The organism is Alcaligenes sp. YSL9, from assembly GCF_030515105.1.
Taxonomy (GTDB): Bacteria; Pseudomonadota; Gammaproteobacteria; order Burkholderiales; family Burkholderiaceae_B; genus Alcaligenes; species Alcaligenes phenolicus.
On sequence record NZ_JALXJU010000003.1, the window covers coordinates 440,001 to 456,608 of the forward strand.

A 16,608-nucleotide genomic window follows, 5' to 3' on the forward strand; every position below is an offset into this window, starting at 1 on the left:
ATGATCAATAAGCAGGATCAAGCATGAGCGATACCGAAAACCGAACAGGGAATGCCGGCGTCTGGCAAAGCATGATGGACAAGGTGCAAGGTCAGGTCTGGCCACAGTCTTGCCTGTATGTGGTGGCCACGCCCATTGGCAATATGGGAGACCTTAGCCTGCGCGGCTGGCAGGCGCTGGAACTATGCGACATTATTGCGGCAGAGGATACGCGGGCAACCCGTCCTTTCCTGCAGGCTTGGGGCATACAAACGCCTTTGATGGCGGCGCATCGCCATAACGAGGCCCAAGCCGCTCAGGCAATTATCGAGCGTCTGGAGCAGGGGCAGCGAGTGGCCTTGGTATCGGATGCGGGTGCGCCTGCTGTCAGTGACCCCGGTGCTCGCGTCGTACGTTCAGTGCGGGAGGCGGGCTTTCAGGTGATTCCTTTGCCCGGTGCCTCGGCAGTTATTACCGCCCTGATGGGTAGTGGTGCAACCAGTGACGAGAACCCCGCTTTTGCTTTTGCCGGTTTCATGCCGCCCAAAACTGTGGCGCGCCGTAAGTGGCTGCAGCATTGGTCCAGCCTGGGTATGCCGGTATTGATGTTTGAGTCCCCTCACCGTTTGCGTGCGGCCTTGCGCGATATGGAAGAGGTGTGTGGCCCGGAGCGCGAACTGACTTTTGCACGTGAACTCAGCAAGCGTTTTGAGCAGATTCATACCGTGCCTTTGGGGCAGGCCTTGGGCTGGCTGGATGAAGACAGCCATCGCGAGCAGGGTGAATTTGTCCTGATTCTGCATGACGCTGTGCGCGAAGTGGACGAAGATGCGCCTGCGCTGGATGCCACTACAGAGCGCTGGATGAAAGCCTTGCTGGAGCAGGTCTCGCTGCGTGATGCAGCCCGGATTGCCAGCCAGGCGACCGGAATTCCTCGTGATGTTCTGTATGCCTGGGGTCTGGCGAACTCGCCCAAGGACTAGGGCGCCTGGGTTTAGCGAACGGCAACCGAAGGGCTCAAGCCAGTTTGCTGCTGGATACGGTAAGCCGCGTTAATTGCTTCGGTCCGATTCTGATACGGGCCAATTTGTACCCGGTACAGATCGTTGTGCATCTGTACTTGGGCATCGCGATACTCTATCTGCGCAATCTGGCGATTCAACTGCTGTGCCAGGGCAGCCGCATTTTCACGGGCAGAAAAAGCGCCAAATTGCAGGTAGACCCGGCTTTGGCCGGACGGGGCCTGCGGCTTGCTGGTGGCAGCGGGTGAGGACTGCACAATCAACTGCTGATCGCTGGCGTCGCTGCTCCAGCTAGGCGAATCGTCCAGCTCCACCTCTATGTCTTGCTCAGACAAGGCGGCCAAGGCGTCCGGCGTGGGCTCCAGCTTTTCGGTAATCACCAGGCTGGATTTGGGGGCCGGAGCGGCGGGAGCCGGCTTGGGAGCCGGAGCCTCGGCAAGTTCAATGTCACCCCGGCCAAAACTGCCACTCCGTATTTCTTCCTGTGTGATGGATTCAACCACCACGGTGCCGCTGCCGGGCGCAATCAAGTCCAGCTTGGCGGCGGCAACGTAGGACAAGTCGATGATGCGTGAGCTATGAAATGGCCCGCGGTCGTTAATACGCACAATGACGGATTTGCCTGTTTTGGGCCGGGTCACGCGAGCATAGCTGGGAATGGGCAAGGTGGGATGCGCCGCCGTCATGGCGTACATATCGTAGGTTTCGCCATTGGCTGTTTTCTTGCCGTGAAACTTGCGTCCGTACCAGGAGGCGGTGCCGGTCTGGGTAAAGGCTTTGTGTGAAGTGTGGGGAACAAAGCTTTTGCCGAGCACGGTATAGGGGCGGGTATTGCTGCGGGCGATGGGTTCTATTCGGGGAACTGCGTCGGGGGTGGCTTGAAGATTGGCTGGGATGCGGGCGTCGGGGCCATCGTCTTTGTAGTAGCCCCCGCCTCGGGGAGCTGAAACGGTGGCCCCTGATTTGGCTTTGGGCTTGGCGCGTTTGGGGCTGGAAGCGCATCCAGCCAATAAGGCCAGGATGCTCAGGATGGCGCCTAGTTTGCGTACAGTTGGGCTCATGGGACGGGATTAATGGGCGGTTGATTGCGATGGCGCACCAGCAAGGGGGCGTAATCAGCAAAACGCAGCGCCAGTTGTTCGGTAACGTATACAGAACGGTGCTGACCGCCGGTGCAACCAATGGCGACCGTCAGGTAGTTGCGGGTGTCCTGCATATACAAAGGCAACCAGCGACGTACAAAGCCGGCGATGTCATCCACCATGGTCTCGACGGAACCGAATTGGGCCAGCCATTTGGCTACTGGTTCGTCGCGGCCTGTCATGGGGCGCAGCTCCGGGTCGTAGTGGGGGTTGGGCAGGCAGCGAACGTCGAACACCAGATCTGCATCGCCGGGCACGCCACGCTTGTAGGCAAAGGATTCGAAAGTCAGCACCACGCTGGCGCGGTCGGCCTGCACCAAATCCCGAATCCAGGCGCGTAATTGGCCAGGGGTTAGGTCGGTAGTGTCGATGATGTGGCCCAGCTCGCGCAAGGGGGCCGTCATTTCACGCTCAACGGCAATACATTCTTCCAGGGAAGGCGAGCGGCCATCCTGACGCAAGCGGTCTGTCAACGGATGACGACGGCGTGATTCCGAGTAACGCTGCATCAGCGTGTGATCGCTGGCGTTCAGGAACAGGACGCGCAGGGAGTAGCCTTCTTCATTCAGTTTGCTGATGACACCGGGAAGGATGTCCAGATCACCGGCGCCGCGCACGTCAATGGCAACGGCCAGACGCTCCAGCCCTTGTTCGGCAGAGCGCTCGACAAATTCGGCCAGAAATCGGGGTGGCAGGTTGTCGATGCACAGGTAGCCGGTATCTTCCAGCAGGCGCAAGGCAACTGATTTTCCCGAACCGGATATGCCGGTAATCAATACAACTTTCAGCATCGTGGCAAAGGGCTCCGAGTCGCCGCCCGTCGGGCAGCGTTTAGGTGAAACAGGACAAAGCTGTCAGGGCCGTTAAGTGCCAACCGGCCCTTGAGCGCCTAGTCGTCGCGACTATTCATGATAGCCAATGCCTGGCGCTCGATGAAGTCGCCCATGGTATCAATGCCGCGGAAGGCCAGAATGGTGTTGCGCACGGCGGCTTCCACCAGCACGGCCAGATTTCGGCCGGCTGCCACTTGAAGCATGACGCGTTTGATGTCCACCCCCAGCACTTCCTGGGTCTGGTCCTGTGTAGGCAGACGCTCGAAGCTGTCGGGGTTGGAACGAACCAGGTGCACAATTAGTTTAAGCTTCATTCTACGACGAACGGAGGTTTCGCCGAAAATGGTGCGAATGTCCAGCAGTCCCAGCCCGCGTACTTCCAGCAGGTTCTGCAGCAGGGGCGGGCATTGGCCGTCAATCATGTTGGGAGCCGTGCGGGACAGCTCAACCGCATCGTCTGCAACCAGCCCGTGCCCACGGGAGATCAGCTCCAGTGCCAGTTCACTTTTACCCAGACCGGATTCGCCGGTAATTAGCACGCCCAGACCCAGCACATCCATGAACACGCCATGCATGGTGGTTTTGGGGGCCAGACGTTTGCCTAGGTAGATGCGCAGCAAATCGATCAGTTGGGCCGCATCGATAGGGGTGTAGAGCAGCGGCACCCCTTGGGTTTCGCAAAACTGGATCAGATCGTCGGGCGCAACGGCGTCGTTGGCAATGAACAGGGCAGGAACACCGCCTTGCCTGAGATCATCCAGATGATGCAGGCGACGTTTGACGTCAAAGCGGTTGTAAAAAGAGAGTTCTTCAGGACCGAAAACCTGAATGCGGCCAGGGTGGATCAGGTTCAGGTGGCCGACCAAATCCGCGGCAGAGGCGCCAAGATCGGGGATGGGGCGTTGGGCAGCTTGTTTTCCGGCTGCCCAGCTTACCTCGAGCTTGTCATGATTATCATTGACCAGTTCTTGAACTGTCAGCATCGGGGTGTTCCGCGTTGAGATCAGGGGTCTGGGTCAGGAGTTGGTGGATTTGAACAGGGTCCGTTTCCTGGGCCAGCGCCTGGCGGATGTCCTGATCGGCCATCAAACGGGCGATCTCGGCCAACAGGTCCAGGTGAATTTGAGTAGCCGTTTCGGGAACCAGCAAAAAGAACAGCAAGCTGGCGGTACGACCGTCGCTGGCATCAAAACGCACTGGTTCGGCCAAGCGCATGAAAACGGCACAAGGCTCTTTCAAGTCCTTGATGCGGCCATGCGGGACGGCTACGTCGTGGCCAAGGGCAGTGGAGCCCAGACGCTCGCGAGCGATCAGGCTATGGAAAACGGCTGTCCGGGCAATGCCGTGATGGTTCTCGAAAATCAGTCCGGCTTGTTCAAAAGCGCGCTTCTTGCTGGTAACAGCAAGATCCAGAACCACGTTGGACAAAGGCAAAATACGCGACAAGAGATTCATGACGGCCATTATAGGGGGGAATGTTTTTTAGCTAAACATTTTTTGGATGGCTAACAACAGGCGGACACTGTGCCAAGAAACACAAAACCCCGAACTTCTGAAAGAACGGGGTTTGTCGGCAGGCGGCTATGCCTGCTGTAACAGTTCGGCGTGATCAGGCTGCCGGAACTTCGAGCCGCTTGGCGGGCTCATGCGCATGGCTGTTTGCCTTTTCCTTGTATTTCAGAATCTGGCGGTCGATCTTGTCGGCTAGCAGATCGATGGCGGCATACAAGTTTTCGTCTGAAGAGGCGCAGTGTATATCTTTGCCGGGGACACGGACGGTCACTTCGGCATTGTGCTTCAGGCGTTCAATGGAAAGCATAACCTGCGAGTCAACCACGTTGTCGAAGTGCTTTTCAATTCGACCAATTTTGCTTTTGACGTAGTCGCGAATGGCAGGAGTTATGTCAAGATTACGGCCAGTGATGTTAAGGCTCATATAGGCTCTCCGTAGTAGTCAAACAACATGTTTCAGAGGGGGGAATATCTTCGTGTTTAGCCTCCTTACTACTGATCTTGGATATTCCAGTATACCTATATGTTGGTCAGATAACATGACCTGGATCAATCTGCGGTGTGCAGGAAAACCCTTGCTCCGACAGGCCCCGTTACAGGGCCACAAGTCGGCTTACATTCGGAAGTTCGAGCCCAGGTAAACCTTGCGCACGGCTTCGTTATCGATGATCTCGGACGGGTGCCCGCTGGTCAGTACCGTGCCTTCGCTGATGATGTAGGCGCGGTCACAGATGCCCAGGGTTTCGCGCACGTTGTGGTCGGTAATCAGCACACCAATATTGCGGCCTTTCAGAAATTGCACAATGCGCTGGATTTCAATCACGGCGATCGGGTCCACCCCGGCAAAGGGTTCGTCCAGCAGAATGAAACGGGGGTTGCTGGCGAGCGCTCGGGCAATTTCTACGCGGCGGCGCTCGCCACCAGACAGGGATAGGGCGGTATTTTGACGAATGTGCGCAATTTGCAGCTCGCTGATCAAGGTTTCCAGGCGCTCGTTGATGTCGTTCTTGCTGATGCTGCGGCCGTTATCGTCCAGTTGCAGCTCCAGCACAGCGCGGATGTTTTCTTCGACCGTCAGGCGGCGAAAGACGGACGCATCCTGGGGCAGATAGGACAGGCCCAGCCGTGCCCGCTTGTGCATGGGCATGGCGGTAATGGGCGTGCCATCAATTTCAATACGGCCTGCATCGGCGGGCACAATGCCTACAATCATATAGAAGCTGGTGGTTTTACCAGCCCCGTTCGGGCCTAGCAGGCCCACCACTTCGCCGCTTTCCACATTCAAAGAAACATCCTGCACGACCGTACGTTTGCCGTAGGTCTTGCGCAGTCCTTGTGCAATCAAGCTGCCTTTGGTCGAGTGGCTGGCGCGAGTAGGGGTAGACGGGTTGTTAGAAGCAACCATGATTCAAGGGGGTCCGGGCTATTTGCGGGGGGAGGACTTGCGTTGGCATTCGGCCAGAGCAGCATCGGCATTGGCGCGTGGGCGGGCCACAGAGCGGACCCGGCCATCACGTGTGGCGGAGTCCGAACCACCAAAGGCTTGGTACGTGCCATCTTTTTGGCGGTAGATAATGCGCTGGCCCTGGACAGAGTCCTGCAGCTTGCCGCAAACATAACGATTGACGACTGCCTTGCCAATCAGCTCGACCTCTTCGGTTTTGCCGTTATAGATAGCTCGGACACCTTCGGCGACCATCAGTTCAAACTTGGCCGGGTCTTCCTGACGAATAGTGACACGGGCGCGCTCGGTCACCGTTGCGGTGCCATGCTGGAAACCTTCCGCGTCCTGCTCGATGGCCAATTGGTCAGCCATCAAGGTCATGGCGCCACGGGTCAGGATGATGTTGCCTTTGTAAATGGTCTGCTTGGCAATATCGTCGTAAGTCAGGGTATCGGACAGCACGGAGGTGTCCGGTTCGGCGGCAGCAGAGGCAGCCGCTTGGGCCAGAGCAGGGGCCGTAGGCAGCAAAGCCAGGCTGGCAGTGCTCAGGCACAGGGCCAGGGCACCACGCAAAAGGCTAAGAGAGAGCTTGGGCTTGTGGCCCAGGCGGGCGCTGTCAGGCGTGGTCATGGAGGGGAATCCTTAGAGCTATTGGAAGAACGCGCTTTTTGTGTTTGTTGGCCAGAGATTTTAACGTCGGATTCCGACATGACGTTCAATTGGCGAACGCGATTATCGTAACGCATCCCGGTACCGCGCATGGTGGATTGGCCGTTGACGACCAGGGCCGGTTCGTTGGTGTACACCACGTCCTCTTCGGGCAGGATGATCAGCACTTCGCTGCGCACGTCCATCGCCTCGTCATCAGGTGTGGCCTGGCGGTGAATATGGGCATTGCCTTTCATGGTGATGGTGTCCCCGCCTGCATTCATATGTGCCGTATCGGAAGTGGCAATGGTCAGGGGCGAATCGGCCCGGTTGCTGACCGCGCGTGGGGAAGTAATGTCGTGCGAGTCGTCATCCGGGTAGTGATAGGCAATCTTGCCATCCAGGCGGCTGATGGCCATCCCGGTTTGGTCGGAGCTGATCATGGTGAAGTCGCGCGCCCAGGAGTCGGGTTCGTGGGTAATGCGGCGCGGCGGGTCAATGGCGACCGAGCTTTGGGTGTAATCGACCGCCCACAGCGTTGCCAGCACCAGCAAGGTCAGCAACAACAGGGAAATGACGGTGGGTAGACGGTCACGCATGATTACTGGATGACTCCCGTGGTCTTCAAAGGACCACCTGTAATAAAGGGCGCAAGGCGACCCTGGGAGGCCAGGATGGCATCACAGCATTCGCGCACTGCGCCGTGGCCGGCGGGCTGTGTGGCTACCCAGCTGGCAATTTGACTGATATAGAAGGGGGCTTCAGGCACGCTGGCGGAAAAACCCACGCGCTGCATGGCGGGCAAGTCGATCAGATCGTCGCCCATATATCCCACTTCACTTAGGGACAGGCCGTTTTCCTGAGCCAGTTGGGTCAGGATGGCAATTTTGTCGCGTACGCCCTGGTAAACAAAAGGAATGCCCAGTTCGGCAGCGCGACGCGATACGATGCCGCTTTCGCGTCCGGTAATCAGGGCGACATGAATGCCGCTTTCGCCCAGCATGCGTAAACCGTGGCCGTCCAGAGCGTGAAAGCTCTTGAACTCCTCGCCGTTCGCGCTGTACCACAGGCGTCCGTCGGTCAGCACGCCGTCCACGTCAAACACCATCATGCGCAACTGACGTAATTGGGTGCGCACGTTCTCGGGCAGCTTGGCCAGAATTTGAGCTTCAGCGGGATGGAGCGGGATGGTGGGCGTATTCATCATGATCAGATTACCTTTGCAGCCAACAGGTCGTGCATGTGCAGAGCTCCCAATAGTAGCCCGTTTGTGTCCAATACCAGCATTTGGCTGATACGCAGGGCATCCATTTGCTCGGCTGCTTCAATGGCCAGGGCTTCGGCGGCAATGCTGCGCGGTTCGCGCGACATGCCTTCAGATACTGGCAGATTGCGTATATCGCCGGCACGAGCAATCAGGCGGCGCAGGTCGCCATCGGTGAACATTCCAACGGGGTGGCCTTGTGCGTCCGTGACAATAGTCATGCCCATGCCTTTGCTGGACATTTCTATCAGGGCATCGGGAATCAGGGTCTCGGGGGAGACGATAGGCAGTTGTTCGCCGCTGCGCATGATGTCGCGCACAAACGTCAGTAGTTGACGGCCCAGCGCACCACCGGGGTGGGAGCGGGCGAAGTCTTCGCGGCTAAAGCCTCGTGCTTCCAGGCAGGCAACGGCCAGTGCATCGCCTAATACCAAGGCGGCTGTGGTACTGGCCGTGGGAGCCAGGTTGAGTGGGCAGGCTTCATGTTCTACATGGGCATCCAGATGCAGGTCGGCATTTTGGGCCAGTTCGGACTGGGCATTGCCGGTGATCGCAATCAGTTTGGCGCCCATGCGGCGAAGCACAGTCAGCACCGTGACCAGTTCCTGGGCCTGCCCAGAGTAGGAAATGGCAATGACCACGTCCTGCTTGGTAATCATGCCCAGGTCGCCGTGCAAGGCTTCGGCAGCGTGCATGAAAAAAGCGGGAGTGCCGGTCGAGGCCAAGGTAGCCGCGATCTTGCGCGCTACGTGGCCGGACTTGCCTATGCCGGTCACCACCACACGGCCCTGACAGTGCACGAGCAGTTTGGTGGCTTCTACAAAACTTTGGTCCAGACGCCCGCCCAGCGCTTGTAACGCGTCAACTTCAATGGCGAAGGTGCGTTGTGCCGAGGACAGGATATGTGCGGGGTCTAAAAGTGCCGGTGTATTCATGGCGAAATTGTAAACGTGAAGTGTCTGCTTGGCATGTAGATTTGCAGGAGGCAAATTGTAAGGTCAGATGGCCTTGGACCAGTGGCAAGCCGAATAGTTTAGGGTTAAGATACGTCTTGTTTTGTAATTTCAGTAATTACTGAAAATTCAGGAAGCCATGAATCTAGGACCACAGGCAGAGCGTTTTATTCTGCACTTTGGGGAGATGGGCGGGCGCTGGGGGGTCAACCGGACGGTGGGCCAGATCTATGCGCTGCTGTTCATTGCCCCCGAAGCCCTCCACGCCGACGAGATCGCTGAAACGCTAGGCATCTCCCGCTCCAATGTCAGCATGAGCTTGCGCGAGTTGCAGTCCTGGCGACTGGTCAACATGACGCACAAGATTGGCGAGCGCCGCGAATACTTTGAATCTCCCAAGGATGTATGGGATATTTTCCGTACTTTGGTGGAGGAAAAGCGTAAGCGCGAGATTGATCCCACATTGACCTTATTGCGAAGTATCCTAATGGAAGCGCCCGTCAATGACGAAGAGGAATATGGGCAGCAGCGCATTAACGAAATGCTGGAATTGATCGAGTTGGCTTGTGGTTGGTTTGACGAGGTTCATCACTTACCGCCCGAAACCCTGCAAAATCTGATGCGTTTAGGTAGCAAAGTTCAGAAAGTGCTGGGGTTCGCCGGGAAGATTCGCAAAGCTGATCAAACTGGGGGTCGTCATGATTGATCTGGATGTCGTTACCTTGTCGCGGTTGCAATTTGCTTCCACCGCGATGTTCCACTTTTTATTTGTTCCCTTGACGCTGGGCCTGTCTTTTTTGCTGGCCATTATGGAAAGCGTCTATGTCATGACGGGCAAGGCCATCTGGCGCCGCATGACCAAGTTCTGGGGCGTACTCTTTGGCATTAACTTTGCCCTGGGTGTCGCAACCGGGATTGTGATGGAGTTTCAGTTCGGTATGAATTGGGCCTATTACAGTCACTATGTAGGCGATATTTTCGGCGCACCGCTAGCCATTGAAGGTTTGATGGCTTTTTTCCTGGAAGCAACCTTTGTCGGCCTGTTCTTTTTCGGCTGGGATCGCCTCTCCAAGCTGGGACACCTGATTGTTACCTGGCTGGTTGCCATCGGTACCAACCTGTCGGCCCTATGGATTCTGGTCGCTAACGGCTGGATGCAAAACCCGGTCGGTGCCATCTTCAACCCCCACACCATGCGTATGGAAATGACCGACTTTGCCGAGGTCATTCTCAATCCCGTTGCGCAAGCCAAAGTTGTTCATACCGTTAGTGCCGGCTATGTCCTGGGTGCCATGTTCGTGATGGGCATCAGTGCCTGGTACTTGCTGCGTGGTCGCCATATTGATCTGGCCAAGCGCTCGATGACGGTAGCGGCCAGTTTCGGCTTGGCAGCGTCCCTGTCCGTGGTGGTGCTGGGTGATGAAAGTGGTTACCTGACTACTGAACACCAGCAAATGAAGATTGCAGCCATGGAATCCATGTGGGAAACCGAGGAAGCCCCTGCCAGTTTCAATCTTTTGGCCTGGCCTGATCAGGAGGCCCGTGAAAATCGCTTTGCCGTGGAAATTCCATGGGTGATGGGTTTGATCGGTACACGCTCAGTCAGTACCCCCATGCTGGGCATTAATGAACTGGTCGAACATGCCAAGATTCGTATTGCCAATGGCTTGCGCGCTTACGAGGCACTGCAGCTGGTGCGCGCTGATGACAGCAATATCGAGGCCCGCCGCGTCTTTGACAATAACTGGAAAGACCTGGGCTATGCCTTGCTGCTCAAGCGTTATACGGACGACATTACCAAAGCCGATACCGAGACCATCGCCCAGGCTGCCTGGGATACGGTGCCACAGGTTGCACCCCTGTTCTGGAGCTTCCGTGTGATGGTGGCGCTGGGGCTGTACTTCATCCTGTTCTTTGGCGTGGCTTTTGTGCTGGCATCGCGTGACCGACTGCAACGTCACCCGCGCTTGCTTAAAGCAGCGGTCTGGAGCATTCCCCTGCCTTGGATTGCGATCGAATGTGGCTGGTTTGTGGCCGAGTTCGGACGTCAGCCCTGGGCGATTGAAGGTGTCTTGCCTACCTACTATGCGGCCTCTGGTCTGTCCTTTGTGGACTTGATGATCAGTATGACCATCTTCCTGTTGCTCTATACCACCTTGGCGGTGATTGGCATCAAGGTCATGTTGCACTCGGTGCGTAAAGGGCCGGACGAGGCTGGCGAGACCGCCACACCTTCCGCTTTGTCTTATGGTTCGCGCAACGCTCCGTTGCTGCGCGGTTAAGGAGGGGGAACCATCATGGAAAATTTGATTCTTCTCGATTACGACACCTTGCGCATCATCTGGTGGTTGCTGCTGGGCGTTTTGTTGGCGGCATTTGCCATCATGGACGGGGCCGACCTGGGTGTGGCCATGGTGTTGCCGCTGGTTGCTCGCACTGATGATGAGCGGCGCACGTTGTACAACGTGATTGGCCCGGTCTGGGAAGGTAACCAGGTTTGGTTGATCGTGGCCGGTGGTGTGGCCTTTGCGGCCTGGCCTTTGCTGTATGCCATGGCTTTCTCGGGCTTTTACCTGGCCATGATGTTGCTTTTGGTCGCCTTGATTGTTCGCCCGGTGGCCATCAAGTACCGCAGCAAGCTCAGCTCGTCGCGCTGGCGTCGTAACTGGGATGCGATCTGGACCGCCTCCGGTCTGGTTTGTGCTCTGGTGTTTGGTGTGGCTATTGGGAACGTGATGCTGGGCGTACCTTTCGGCTTTGACGAGACCACGCTGCGTCCCATGTACCAAGGCAACTTCTTCGGTCTGTTCCAGCCCTTTGCCATTCTGTGTGGTTTGCTCAGCGTTCTGATGCTGGCTTTCCAAGGTGCGGTGGTTGTTGCCTGGAAGGGCAGTGATCATGTGGCTCGTCGTGCGCGTGCCTGGGCCATGCCTTTGGGCCTGCTGTCCATTGTGGCTTTTGCTGCCGGCGGCTGGTGGATCAGTGCCATGAATGGCTATAGCATGCCTTGGCCCGAGGCGGCCCACGCCATGTCCAACCCGATTGGCAAGACGGTCGATATGGTTGAAGGTGCCTGGTTGGCTAACTATCGTACCTGGCCTGCCTTGTGGGCAGCCCCCATTGTCGGTTTTGCGGGCTTGCTGTTCGGTGCCTTGCTGGCTGGTCGTGGTCGCGGCTTGTTGGCTCTGCTGTTCTCGTCCTTGGCACTGGCTGGCATCATCCTGACTTTTGGTTTTGCCGTCTTCCCATTCCTGCTGCCTTCGTCCTTGAACCCCGGTTCCAGCCTGACCCTGTTTGATGCCTCTGCCAGTCATCTGACCTTGTGGATCATGCTGCTGGTGACACTGGTGTTCCTGCCCATCATCGTGCTCTATACCTCCTGGGTGTATAGCGTAATGCGTGGCAAGGTGTCGGTTGCCAGCATGAAAGATTCTTCTCATTCTTACTAAGGAGGCCAGCGCATATGTGGTACTTCTCTTGGGTTCTAGGTTTGGGTCTGGCCTGCGCATTCTCCATCCTGAATGCGATGTGGTTCGAGCTGCGTGAAAACACGGCTTTGCAGAGCGCAGCCGCCTCCAAGGCTAAAGCAGATATCGAGGTCTGATTGACACCGCAAAGTCCAACGGCGCAACAATGGCTGGGGCAATTTTCCAGCCGCGCCCGCACGGCTTTGCGGGCTTCCATGCTGGCCCCTGTGCTGGCCGGCGCTTTACTGATTCCTCAGGCCTGGTTGCTGGCAAAGATTGTGCAGGCAATTGTGGTCGATGGCTTGCCCTGGACCGGGCAGCTTTTCCCTATCCTGATGGTGGCCGCACTTTTGTTGCTGCGTGCCGCTATTTCCGCTTTTGGCGAGCGCCGTGCGCAAAAGGTTTCAGAACATCTGAAACAAGGACTGCGCTCCGAGCTGTTTGCCCGACTCTTCCGCAGTACGATGCCGCGTTTGCGGGCCAGCAATAGCGGCGAACTGTCCACCAGCTTGATCACGCAAATTGAAGCCCTGGATGGCTTTGTGACTCGCTATATCCCTTGCATGGCAGCGGCAGCCCTGGTTCCTTTGGCGCTAGTGCTGGCGGTCTTGCCGGTGGATGGCATTGTGTCCTTGATTCTCTTGTTGAGCACGCCCCTGATTCCCCTGTTCATGGCCTTGGTGGGCTGGGGGGCGGAAGCGGCCAGCCGTGAACAACAACAAACAACGCTGCGACTGTCCGGCTTTTTCGCCGACCGGCTGCGCGGCATTTTTACCCTTAGCTTGATGGGGCGTGGGCAGGACGAGTTGCAGCGTGTGGAATTGGCCAGTCAGGAGCTGCGCACACGTACCATGAAAGTGCTGCGAATCGCGTTTTTATCGTCGGCTGTGCTGGAGTTCTTCGCGGCATTGGGTGTGGCCGGGATAGCCGTCTACATTGGCTTGGGTTACCTGGGCTATCTGGGCGAGTCCTTCTCGGGCATTAGCCTGCAACAAGGCTTGTTCTGTTTGCTCCTGGCTCCGGAGGCCTACCAGCCCTTGCGCCAATTGGCCGCTAATTATCATGATCGGGCAGCGGCGCGTGCGGCTGCAGTAGAAGTCGACAGACTGTGGGCAAACTTGGGCCAGGATTTGATTCCTGCGGCTCCCACCAGCGCCGACAATGAAGCGGTTTTCCCCAACTTGCCGGTACTGGTATTGCGTCATCTGCATTTGCCGCAGTTGGGCGGGCAGGGGACCTTGCTGGAAGTGCCCGGCCTGCAACTTTATATAGATCAGTCTTACGCCTTGCTGGGGGCCAGCGGCTCCGGCAAGACCAGTCTGCTGGAAAGTCTGATTGGTTTGCGCCCCTTGGCGCAGGGTGAAATTTTGCTGCGCAATAGCGATACTGCCGGGCGCTTGCTGACGCGCCATGATGGCGTCGTACTGATTTCCCAGCAGGCCTTTTTAGCCATGGGGACCATTGCCGATGGCTTGCGTCTGGCGGCCCCACAAGCCAGTGATGAACAGCTGTGGCAAGCCTTGGAACAAGCCTGTGCAGCCGAATTTGTACGGACCCTGCCCGATGGTTTGCAAACGGCGCTGGGCGAGGGTGGTTTTGGCCTTTCCGGTGGTCAGATTCAGCGCTTGGCACTGGCCCGCCTGTTTTTGACAGACCCGCATGTGGTTTTGCTGGACGAACCCAGCTCCCGCCTGGATGCGGCGACCCGGGATCGTGTCATGCGCAATATTCTGCGCTTCTGTCAGGGGCGTTGTCTGGTCGTGGCCACGCATGACCAGCAACTGGCGGCCATGTGCTCGAACCAACTGCACATTGCCCAAGGAGTTCTGACGGCATGAAAGCGTGGTTTCGTCTCTTAGGTTCCAGCCTGCGCGCACGACGTGGGGCCGTATTGTTTACAGTTCTGCTGGCGATCAGCACGGTGGCCGCGGGTGTCGGCCTTTTGGGTGTGGCTGGTTGGTTTCTAAGCAGCGCTTTTCTGGCTACGTTGGGCATCGTATTCAATCTGTTTGGCCCTTCGGCCATGATTCGCGGCCTGTCTTTTTGGCGTATCGCTTCCCGGTATCTGGAGCGCGTCGTCGGTCATGCCCTGACGCTGGATTTGCAAGTACGCATTCGCAGCCTGGTTTTCGGACGCTTGAGCCGATTCAGTCAGTCTCGCTTGGCCCAGTTTCGGGATGGGGAGCTGGCTTCCAGCCTGACCTCTGACGTGGCTGTGCTGGATCTGGTGCTTTTGCTGATTTTGGTGCCGCTGACTACGGCTGTGGTGGCTGGTCTGGTGTTTAGCGCTGTGCTGCAAACCTGGCTGTCCTGGTGGGCCTGGCTGATTCTGGCTTGTTTGCTGATTGCCGCTTGTCTGATTCCGTATATTTGCGCCCGTGGCGCCAGCCGTGCAGCCCAGCAAGTCCATCAACTGGAAAACCGCCAGCGTGTTCTGGTGCATCAGGCCATCCGCGCCTATGCTGATATTCAGGTGTTTGCCGCTGCGGATGCCGTGCAGGAACAAGTGGACAAGCTGGGCCTGGAACTGGGGCAAGCCCGTTTGCGCAGTAATGGCTGGGGCATTGTCGGGCAGTTTTCCCAGCAGGTCTTGATGGGCTTGGCCTTGATGACCTGCCTGCTGGTTGGAGCGCAGCAGGTCAATCTGCAAGCCATGAGCGGCCCCTTGTGGGTGGGGCTGGTGCTGGCTTTGCTGGGCTTGTTCGAGATCATGGCACCCATGATGCGCGGTGCGTCCCGCTTGGGAGAGGTTCAGGCAGCCAGCAATCGTTTGCTGACAATTCTGGATGAGCCCGAGGAAACCGATCAGGCGCAAGGGCAGGCGATTGCGTTGGACAAGCCAGCCTCCCTCGAAATCACAGATCTGAATTTTGCCTACGGTTCACAGCCTGTATTGGAGCAGTTGTCGCTGCAAGTCCAAGCTGGCGAGCACATTGCTATTTTTGGCCCCAGTGGTTCCGGCAAGTCCACCTTGCTGGGTGTGCTGATGCGCTTGTTGCCTGTTTCGGGAAAGCAGTATCTGGTTGAGGGTAAAGCAGCCCAGCATTGGAGCCGCGCCAGCTGGTTTGATCATTGCGCCTTGCTGGCACAGGACTCGCCACTGTTTCTGGGTTCGGTGCGAGATAACCTTTTGCTGGCAGAACCGACAGCTTCAGAGCAACAAATCTGGCAGGTGCTTCACGACGCCCAACTGGACAGTGTGGTACGTGAATTACCCCAAGGGCTGGATACCTGGCTGGGTGAGGGGGGGCAGCAATTGTCCCTGGGGCAGCAGCGCCGCCTGTGTCTGGCACGTGTGCTGTTGTCGCCTGCCCATATCTGGTTTCTGGACGAGCCTACGGCCAGTCTGGATGGCCCGACCAGCCAGGCCTTGATGTGGGATATTCTGGCTGCAGCGCAAGGAAAAACCGTGATTATGGCAACCCACGATACCCGTTTGCTGCCTTTGGTCGATCGTGTTTACCAGTTTGAAGCGGGGCGCTTGCAGGACAAATCAAGCCTGGAAATAAATGCTTTAGAACCAAACTAAAAGGACGCTTCGGGTCAAGTCTGTAGCGTTTTTTGCCCAGCCGCGTCGTATTAGTACAACTTACGGGCACAAGCCGGGCGAGCCCTTGTTGCTGCTGCCCAATTGTGTACACTTGCAACGTATCCAAGTGCGCCCTTCGCGCCCGGATTTTCTGTTGTAGAAGCTTTGACATGCAAATTGATCCCACCCAGTACATCCGTCAAATCATTCGCAATGTGCCGGACTGGCCCAAGCCAGGGGTGACTTTCCGCGATATCACCACCGTCTTGCAGGACCCGCGCTCCTTCCGCGTTCTGATTGACCTTTTTGTCTACCGTTACATGGGACAAAAACTGGATCTGGTGGCGGGTGTGGATGCACGTGGCTTTATTGTGGGCTCGGTTCTGGCTTACGAGCTGAACTTGGGTTTTGTGCCTGTGCGCAAGAAAGGCAAGCTGCCTTTCAATACCGTGGCCGAAGAGTATTCCCTGGAATATGGCAATGCCAGCGTCGAGATGCACACGGACTCCGTGCGTCCTGGTCAGCGCGTCCTGCTGATTGACGACCTGATCGCGACCGGCGGCACCTTGCTGGCGGCGGCTCGTTTGCTGCAGCGCCTGGGTGCCAACGTGGTGGAAGCCGCCGCGATTATTGATCTGCCTGAACTGGGTGGATCCAAGGCCGTGACAGATTCCGGCTTGTCGGTTTACACCGTCTGTAGCTTTAACGAATCTGACCGCTAATTGCCAGGACCGGCGTATTGCCGGTTTGGTTTTGTAGCCTGAATCCCTGCCATGCCCGGAGCATCGCAGGGATTTTTCATGTCTGTCTGCTTG

General features: G+C 57.3%; 18 protein-coding genes. 8 read left to right on the plus strand and 10 right to left on the minus strand.

The window, feature by feature from the left end; genetic code table 11:
- Window positions 1-23 precede the first annotated feature (23 nt).
- On the plus strand, window positions 24-962 hold the full coding sequence (rsmI, locus tag M2Q46_RS14650) for a 16S rRNA (cytidine(1402)-2'-O)-methyltransferase (RefSeq protein WP_035270288.1): 939 nt from the start codon (window positions 24-26) through the stop codon (window positions 960-962).
- Window positions 963-973: 11 nt separating this feature from the next.
- Here rsmI and M2Q46_RS14655 read toward each other — a convergent pair whose 3' ends face one another.
- From M2Q46_RS14655 to M2Q46_RS14700, 10 genes are all read right to left on the minus strand, one after another.
- The gene (locus M2Q46_RS14655) at window positions 974-2,062 is read right to left on the minus strand and encodes a septal ring lytic transglycosylase RlpA family protein (RefSeq protein WP_035270291.1); all 1,089 of its coding nucleotides are present in this window, start codon (window positions 2,060-2,062) and stop codon (window positions 974-976) included.
- Window positions 2,059-2,934 carry an RNase adapter RapZ gene (rapZ, locus tag M2Q46_RS14660; RefSeq protein ID WP_009458649.1) on the minus strand — a complete coding sequence of 292 codons (876 nt, stop codon included), beginning with the start codon at window positions 2,932-2,934 and terminating at the stop codon, window positions 2,059-2,061. Before rapZ ends, M2Q46_RS14655 begins: the two co-directional genes overlap by 4 nt.
- Window positions 2,935-3,032: 98 nt before the next feature.
- Window positions 3,033-3,959 (minus strand): HPr(Ser) kinase/phosphatase, encoded by a 927-nt coding sequence (gene hprK / locus M2Q46_RS14665; RefSeq protein ID WP_009458650.1) that lies wholly within the window; start codon window positions 3,957-3,959, stop codon window positions 3,033-3,035.
- On the minus strand, window positions 3,931-4,431 hold the full coding sequence (locus M2Q46_RS14670) for a PTS sugar transporter subunit IIA (RefSeq protein ID WP_051316301.1): 501 nt from the start codon (window positions 4,429-4,431) through the stop codon (window positions 3,931-3,933). Before M2Q46_RS14670 ends, hprK begins: the two co-directional genes overlap by 29 nt.
- A 154-nt stretch (window positions 4,432-4,585) precedes the next feature.
- Entirely contained in the window at window positions 4,586-4,912 is a 327-nt protein-coding gene (raiA, locus tag M2Q46_RS14675; protein ID WP_009458652.1) for a ribosome-associated translation inhibitor RaiA, read from the minus strand.
- A 189-nt stretch (window positions 4,913-5,101) separates the two neighbouring features.
- Window positions 5,102-5,893 carry an LPS export ABC transporter ATP-binding protein gene (lptB, locus tag M2Q46_RS14680; protein ID WP_009458653.1) on the minus strand — a complete coding sequence of 264 codons (792 nt, stop codon included), beginning with the start codon at window positions 5,891-5,893 and terminating at the stop codon, window positions 5,102-5,104.
- 18 nt (window positions 5,894-5,911) lie between these two features.
- Entirely contained in the window at window positions 5,912-6,562 is a 651-nt protein-coding gene (gene lptA / locus M2Q46_RS14685) for a lipopolysaccharide transport periplasmic protein LptA (protein WP_021447173.1), read from the minus strand.
- Complete coding sequence (gene lptC, locus M2Q46_RS14690; protein ID WP_009458655.1) at window positions 6,559-7,179, minus strand: LPS export ABC transporter periplasmic protein LptC; 621 nt, start codon at window positions 7,177-7,179, stop codon at window positions 6,559-6,561. The genes lptA and lptC overlap by 4 nt, the downstream gene beginning before the upstream one ends.
- Window positions 7,180-7,181: 2 nt before the next feature.
- Complete coding sequence (locus M2Q46_RS14695) at window positions 7,182-7,787, minus strand: HAD family hydrolase (protein WP_080655515.1); 606 nt, start codon at window positions 7,785-7,787, stop codon at window positions 7,182-7,184.
- A gap of 2 nt (window positions 7,788-7,789) precedes the next feature.
- On the minus strand, window positions 7,790-8,779 hold the full coding sequence (locus M2Q46_RS14700) for an SIS domain-containing protein (protein ID WP_021447172.1): 990 nt from the start codon (window positions 8,777-8,779) through the stop codon (window positions 7,790-7,792).
- 157 nt (window positions 8,780-8,936) lie between these two features.
- Here M2Q46_RS14700 and M2Q46_RS14705 point away from each other — a divergent pair, with 157 nt between their 5' ends.
- The 7 genes from M2Q46_RS14705 to M2Q46_RS14735 all read left to right on the plus strand — a co-directional run bounded on the left by M2Q46_RS14705 (window position 8,937) and on the right by M2Q46_RS14735 (window position 16,515).
- Entirely contained in the window at window positions 8,937-9,503 is a 567-nt protein-coding gene (locus M2Q46_RS14705; RefSeq protein WP_009458660.1) for a GbsR/MarR family transcriptional regulator, read from the plus strand.
- The gene (locus tag M2Q46_RS14710) at window positions 9,496-11,079 is read left to right on the plus strand and encodes a cytochrome ubiquinol oxidase subunit I (RefSeq protein WP_009458662.1); all 1,584 of its coding nucleotides are present in this window, start codon (window positions 9,496-9,498) and stop codon (window positions 11,077-11,079) included. The genes M2Q46_RS14705 and M2Q46_RS14710 overlap by 8 nt, the downstream gene beginning before the upstream one ends.
- 15 nt (window positions 11,080-11,094) lie before the next feature.
- Window positions 11,095-12,246, plus strand: a complete 1,152-nt coding sequence (gene cydB / locus M2Q46_RS14715) for a cytochrome d ubiquinol oxidase subunit II (protein WP_035270300.1) — start codon at window positions 11,095-11,097, stop codon at window positions 12,244-12,246.
- Between the two features lie 14 nt (window positions 12,247-12,260).
- Complete coding sequence (gene cydX / locus M2Q46_RS14720) at window positions 12,261-12,401, plus strand: cytochrome bd-I oxidase subunit CydX (protein ID WP_009458674.1); 141 nt, start codon at window positions 12,261-12,263, stop codon at window positions 12,399-12,401.
- The gene (cydD, locus tag M2Q46_RS14725; protein ID WP_239054707.1) at window positions 12,402-14,102 is read left to right on the plus strand and encodes a thiol reductant ABC exporter subunit CydD; all 1,701 of its coding nucleotides are present in this window, start codon (window positions 12,402-12,404) and stop codon (window positions 14,100-14,102) included.
- Window positions 14,099-15,793: a thiol reductant ABC exporter subunit CydC gene (cydC, locus tag M2Q46_RS14730; protein WP_302357557.1), complete on the plus strand. Its 1,695-nt coding sequence runs from the start codon at window positions 14,099-14,101 to the stop codon at window positions 15,791-15,793. Before cydD ends, cydC begins: the two co-directional genes overlap by 4 nt.
- Before the next feature lie 170 nt (window positions 15,794-15,963).
- Window positions 15,964-16,515, plus strand: a complete 552-nt coding sequence (locus tag M2Q46_RS14735) for an adenine phosphoribosyltransferase (RefSeq protein ID WP_009458676.1) — start codon at window positions 15,964-15,966, stop codon at window positions 16,513-16,515.
- Window positions 16,516-16,608: the final 93 nt, after the last annotated feature.